Source organism: Candidatus Margulisiibacteriota bacterium (assembly GCA_041658645.1).
Classification (GTDB): domain Bacteria; phylum Margulisbacteria; class WOR-1; order O2-12-FULL-45-9; family XYB2-FULL-48-7; genus JBAZZV01.
The window spans coordinates 1-4,505 of record JBAZZV010000022.1; the positions used below are offsets into that span (position 1 = coordinate 1).

At 54.7% G+C, this 4,505-nt stretch carries 5 protein-coding genes and 1 tRNA gene; 5 read left to right on the forward strand and 1 reads right to left on the reverse strand.

The features are described from left to right. Positions 1–243 precede the first annotated feature (243 nt). The gene (locus tag WC903_09085) at positions 244–999 is read right to left on the reverse strand and encodes a hypothetical protein (GenBank protein MFA5894099.1); all 756 of its coding nucleotides are present in this window, start codon (positions 997–999) and stop codon (positions 244–246) included. Between the two features lie 89 nt (positions 1,000–1,088). Between WC903_09085 and lysA the strand changes: the two genes are divergently transcribed. The 5 genes from lysA (at position 1,089) to WC903_09110 (ending at position 4,469) form a co-directional block, all read left to right on the forward strand. Further along, on the forward strand, positions 1,089–2,354 hold the full coding sequence (gene lysA, locus WC903_09090) for a diaminopimelate decarboxylase (GenBank protein ID MFA5894100.1): 1,266 nt from the start codon (positions 1,089–1,091) through the stop codon (positions 2,352–2,354). Further along, the gene (gene cdaA / locus WC903_09095; protein ID MFA5894101.1) at positions 2,341–3,108 is read left to right on the forward strand and encodes a diadenylate cyclase CdaA; all 768 of its coding nucleotides are present in this window, start codon (positions 2,341–2,343) and stop codon (positions 3,106–3,108) included. Before lysA ends, cdaA begins: the two co-directional genes overlap by 14 nt. Positions 3,109–3,110: 2 nt before the next feature. Then, positions 3,111–3,854, forward strand: a complete 744-nt coding sequence (gene panB, locus WC903_09100; GenBank protein ID MFA5894102.1) for a 3-methyl-2-oxobutanoate hydroxymethyltransferase — start codon at positions 3,111–3,113, stop codon at positions 3,852–3,854. A 5-nt stretch (positions 3,855–3,859) separates the two neighbouring features. After that, positions 3,860–3,933, forward strand: a tRNA-Arg gene (locus WC903_09105). A 23-nt stretch (positions 3,934–3,956) separates the two neighbouring features. Next, complete coding sequence (locus WC903_09110) at positions 3,957–4,469, forward strand: shikimate kinase (protein MFA5894103.1); 513 nt, start codon at positions 3,957–3,959, stop codon at positions 4,467–4,469. Positions 4,470–4,505: the final 36 nt, after the last annotated feature.

Here is a 4,505-nt window from a genome sequence, read left to right on the forward strand (position 1 = left end):
CTGACGCCAGAGGAATTACCCTGTGATGATTTCCATCCGGATGAAATTTTACAACACTTTGTCGGAAGAGTAGCTGCAGGGTTTAATCAGCGCTCCGGTCCTGCACACGATCTACCTATATATCCCATTTTTGTAACTATTTAGCCCTCACCCCCGCCTGCCGACAGGCAGGGAGGATGAGCGTTAGCGGGCCATGAACCGAAATGGTTTATGTTGGGTGAGGGCTGACCTGAATAGTTACGTTTATTCGGTGATTATTTTTTGATCTAAAAGTTCGCTAACTCTTTTGGCGAAAGATACGAATGTTACTTTGTCTTCCAAAGTAATAAAGCTGATTCCGTCCGCGGTTTTATTAGCTAAGACCATAGCGCCCAAGACTTTGTTCTCCTTGCCAAGCAAGGGCAAGGCCAAGAACCTTTCGCTGCTTTTTTCCTGTCCGACAGCTTCAATTCTTGTGCTTATGGCCTGCATGGAGGCGACAAATTCAGTAGCCCCTGTTACTCTCTGACTAACCTCCCCCCAAGGTTGTCGCAGAATAGGAGTAATTTCTATTTTTCCGCTAAAACCATACGCCTCATCAGACGTAATGATCCGAGGGGAGGTAAAGGTTTTACCGTCTTGGACCTCGAGAAGATCGAGCCGGGCCAGTCTTTTTCCGGGCATAATTTCGGAGATAAGATCAAAAATGAGCGGCCCAAGACGTGAAATATTATTGCCGGCCGAAGCCAGTTTTTCAAAGGCGGCCTGTAATCGCCGCTCTCTTTCCGGACTAAGTGCGCTTGGGCCTGTCTGGCTTTTTGCAGGCGTAGTAGTTGTGCCTGAAGCGACTTTTGAAGCGACTTTTGAAGCGACTTTTGAAACGACGTTTGAAACGACTAATCTTAACCGTTGCCGCACACCGCGATCACCAACTCTGATCATAAGGGACTCCCTTCTAATTTTGATTATTGACTTTCTTGCCCGCAAAGTATTTTCTGCCGAAAGTTCATTAAATTTCACTGTTTTTTTTAAATGGGCTTAGAATTACCGGGATACGCTCATATTTTACATATTTTCTTGCCGTTTTAATGTGGTATAATTAAATTGATATGAAAGCGGTGAATTTACCAGATTCCGCGGGAATAAACAGTCAAGGCCATCTGGAGATCGGCGGCTGTGATACCCTGGCACTGGCCAAGGAGTTCGGCACGCCGCTTTATGTGATCGACGAACAGACGGTCCGCCGCCGCTGCCGGCAGTACCTCGAATCTTTCCGGGCGCATTATCCGAACACGGAAGTCTGTTTTGCCAGCAAGGCGCTCTGCACTGTCGGCCTCTCCAAGTTGATCGCCAGCGAAGGGGTAGGGTTTGACGTCTCTTCCGGCGGGGAGCTTTATACGGTTTTGAAAGCCGGAGCCGACCCGAAAAAGATCTATTTCCACGGCAACAACAAGACCCCCCAAGAGATCGAAGAGGGGCTGCACGCCGGGATCGGCCGCTTTGTGGTCGACAACGAAGCGGAACTCTCGAACCTGGCGCACGCCGTTAAGAAAACAGGCCTGCAAGCCCACGTCATGATCAGGGTCAACCCCGGGATCGAAGCGCATACCCACGAGTTCATCCAGACCGGGAAGATCGATTCCAAGTTCGGCGTGCCGCTCGATCAGCTGGACGATTTCATCAAACACGTCCGTTCCCACGCGGGTATCAAGCTGGAGGGTTTGCATGCCCATATCGGATCGCAGATCTTTGACGTTAAACCTTTCGTTGAGGAAGTGAAATTGCTCCTCCGTCTGGTCAAACAATACGGGCTGAAAGAGATCAATCTCGGCGGCGGGCTGGGGATTGCCTACCTGAAACAACATGAGCCGCCGGCGATCGATCATTTTGCCCGGGAGATCGCTCAAGTGCTTAAGGGCGAGACTGACGCTAAACTGGTTGTGGAGCCGGGGCGGTCAATAGTCGGCACGGCGGGAGTCACTCTTTATACCGTCGGCGCCGTTAAGAAAATACCCGGTATCCGGACCTACGCCATTGTTGACGGCGGGATGGCGGATAACCCGCGGCCGATCCTCTACGGTGCGAAATACGAAGCGCTGGTCGCCGGCCGGCCGGACGAAAACCCCGAAGAGACGGTGACGATCGCCGGGCGCTTTTGCGAATCGGGCGACATCCTGGTCCGCGATATCAAATTGCCGCCGCTCCAGGCCGGCGATACTTTACTCGTCACCTGCACCGGCGCCTACACTTATTCGATGGCCTCGAATTACAACCGCGTGCCGCGGCCGGCCATGGTCCTGGTGGGTAACGGCCGGGCGGCGCAAATCGTCCGGCGGGAAAGCTACGAGGACCTGGTCAGAAATGACGCCGCTTGAATTCCGCTGGCTGGATATAGTTGATATCGGGCTGGTCGCCTTCATCATCTATTATGTCCTCCTTTGGCTGCAGGGGACGCGGGCGCTGACCCTGATCCGCGGACTTATCCTTATTTCGATCGTCTACGTCTCCGGGCGGGTCCTGGGGCTATACGCCATCAACTGGCTCTTTGACCGTTTTGCCGCCATCGTCGCCCTGATGCTGATCATCCTCTTTCAGCCGGAGCTCCGCCGGATGCTGGAGCGGTTCGGCCGGGGTAAGTTCCTCGGGACTTTTGGCTTGACCCACGCGGCGCAGGGGAGCTTCCAGGTCCGGAGCATTGTCCGGGCCGTGGAACAAATGGCCGCGGAGAATATCGGCGCCCTGATCATTATTGAGCGGCTGACCGGGCTGAACGAATACCTGGAATCGGGGGTCAAGCTCGACGCGGTCATTTCGACCGAGCTCATCCTCTCGGTCTTTAACCAAAGATCGCCGCTGCACGACGGGGCGATCATTGTCCAGGGGGAGCGGGTGCTGGCGGCCCGGTGTCTCTTGCCGATCTCCGAGTCGCGCTTGCTGGATAAACGGCTCGGGACCCGCCACCGGGCGGCGGTCGGCATCTCCGAAGTGTCGGACGCCCTGGTCATAATCGTCTCCGAAAAGGCCGGGACGATCTCCCTGGCCGAGAACGGCTATTTGACCCGTTATCTGACGAAGGACCTGCTGGAAGAAAAATTGTTCTCTCTGTATAAGGTCGAGAAAAAGAAATAGTCATGAATATTCACGACCTGGCCAAAGCGAAACGGTCCAAGCGGCGGATCGTCATGCTGACCGCCTATGATTATCCGTTCGCTAAAATACTGGATGAGGCGGGGGTCGACATCGTTCTGGTCGGTGATTCGCTTGGCAATGTGGCGCTCGGTTATCGCGATACCTTGCCGGTGACGATGGAGGAGATGGTCAGTCATACGCGCGCGGTTGCCCGGGGCGTTAAACGGGCGCTGGTCGTGGCCGATCTGCCGTTCGGTTCCTTCCAGGAAAATGATGATAAAGCGGTGGCTAACGCGATCAAGCTGGTCAAAGCGGGAGCGAACGTGGTCAAGCTCGAAGGGGCCGGTTATGTCAGCGCGATCAAAAAGATCATTAAGGCCGGGATCCCGGTGATGGGGCATATCGGGTTAACTCCTCAATCGGTCAATATCCTTGGTTACCGGGTGCAGGGAAAAGATAAGCGGACGGCGGTTAAGTTGATGAGCGACGCTAAAGTGCTGGAGCGGGCCGGTTGTTTCGCTTTGGTCCTGGAAATGGTCCCGGAAGAGCTGGCCGCGAAAATAACCAAAGCGGTTAAGGTCCCGACGATCGGCATTGGGGCGGGCAAGAAGGTCAACGGTCAAGTTTTAGTGACGAATGATCTTCTGGGTTTGTATGAAGATCCGCCGAGCTTTGTGACGCCGGCGGTGAATCTGCGGCGGATCGCTTTGAAAGCGGTCCGGGAGTTCGTAGCGAAGAACAAGTAATAAATGGCCCCGTAGCTCAGTTGGACAGAGCAGCGGTTTCCTAAACCGAAGGTCGCGAGTTCGATCCCCGCCGGGGCCATTTATTACTTTAGGTGAAGAAATATGAACATAGTTTTAATCGGATTTATGGGGGCGGGTAAAACGGCGGTTGGCCGGCGGCTGGCGGACGAGCTGCAGCTTGATCTCCTCGATACCGACGAGCTGATCGAGAAGACCGAGGGGCGGACGATCAGCCAGATCTTCGCGACTGACGGCGAAGAATATTTCCGCTCCCTCGAGAGCGAGGTGCTCAAGACTTTGCAGGATTACGACCATTTTGTCCTCTCAACCGGCGGCGGGATGGTCCTGCGGCCGGAGAATGTCACCCTGCTGAAAAGCTTAGGGCCGGTCATTCTCCTCTGGGCCGATCCGGAGCGGATCTGGCACCGGATCAAACACGAAGAGCACCGGCCGCTGTTGGAAGTGGCCGACCCGGAGAAAGAGATCGTCCGGCGGCTGGCGGCGCGGGAGCCGTTCTACCGTCAGGCGGCCGACCAAATCGTCGATACGTCGAAGCTCGATGTTGATCAAGTATCGGAGGAAATAGAAAAATGGCTAAAGTCAAAGTCGACCTGAAAGAACGCGCCTACGAAGTGATCCTGGGGAGCGGGA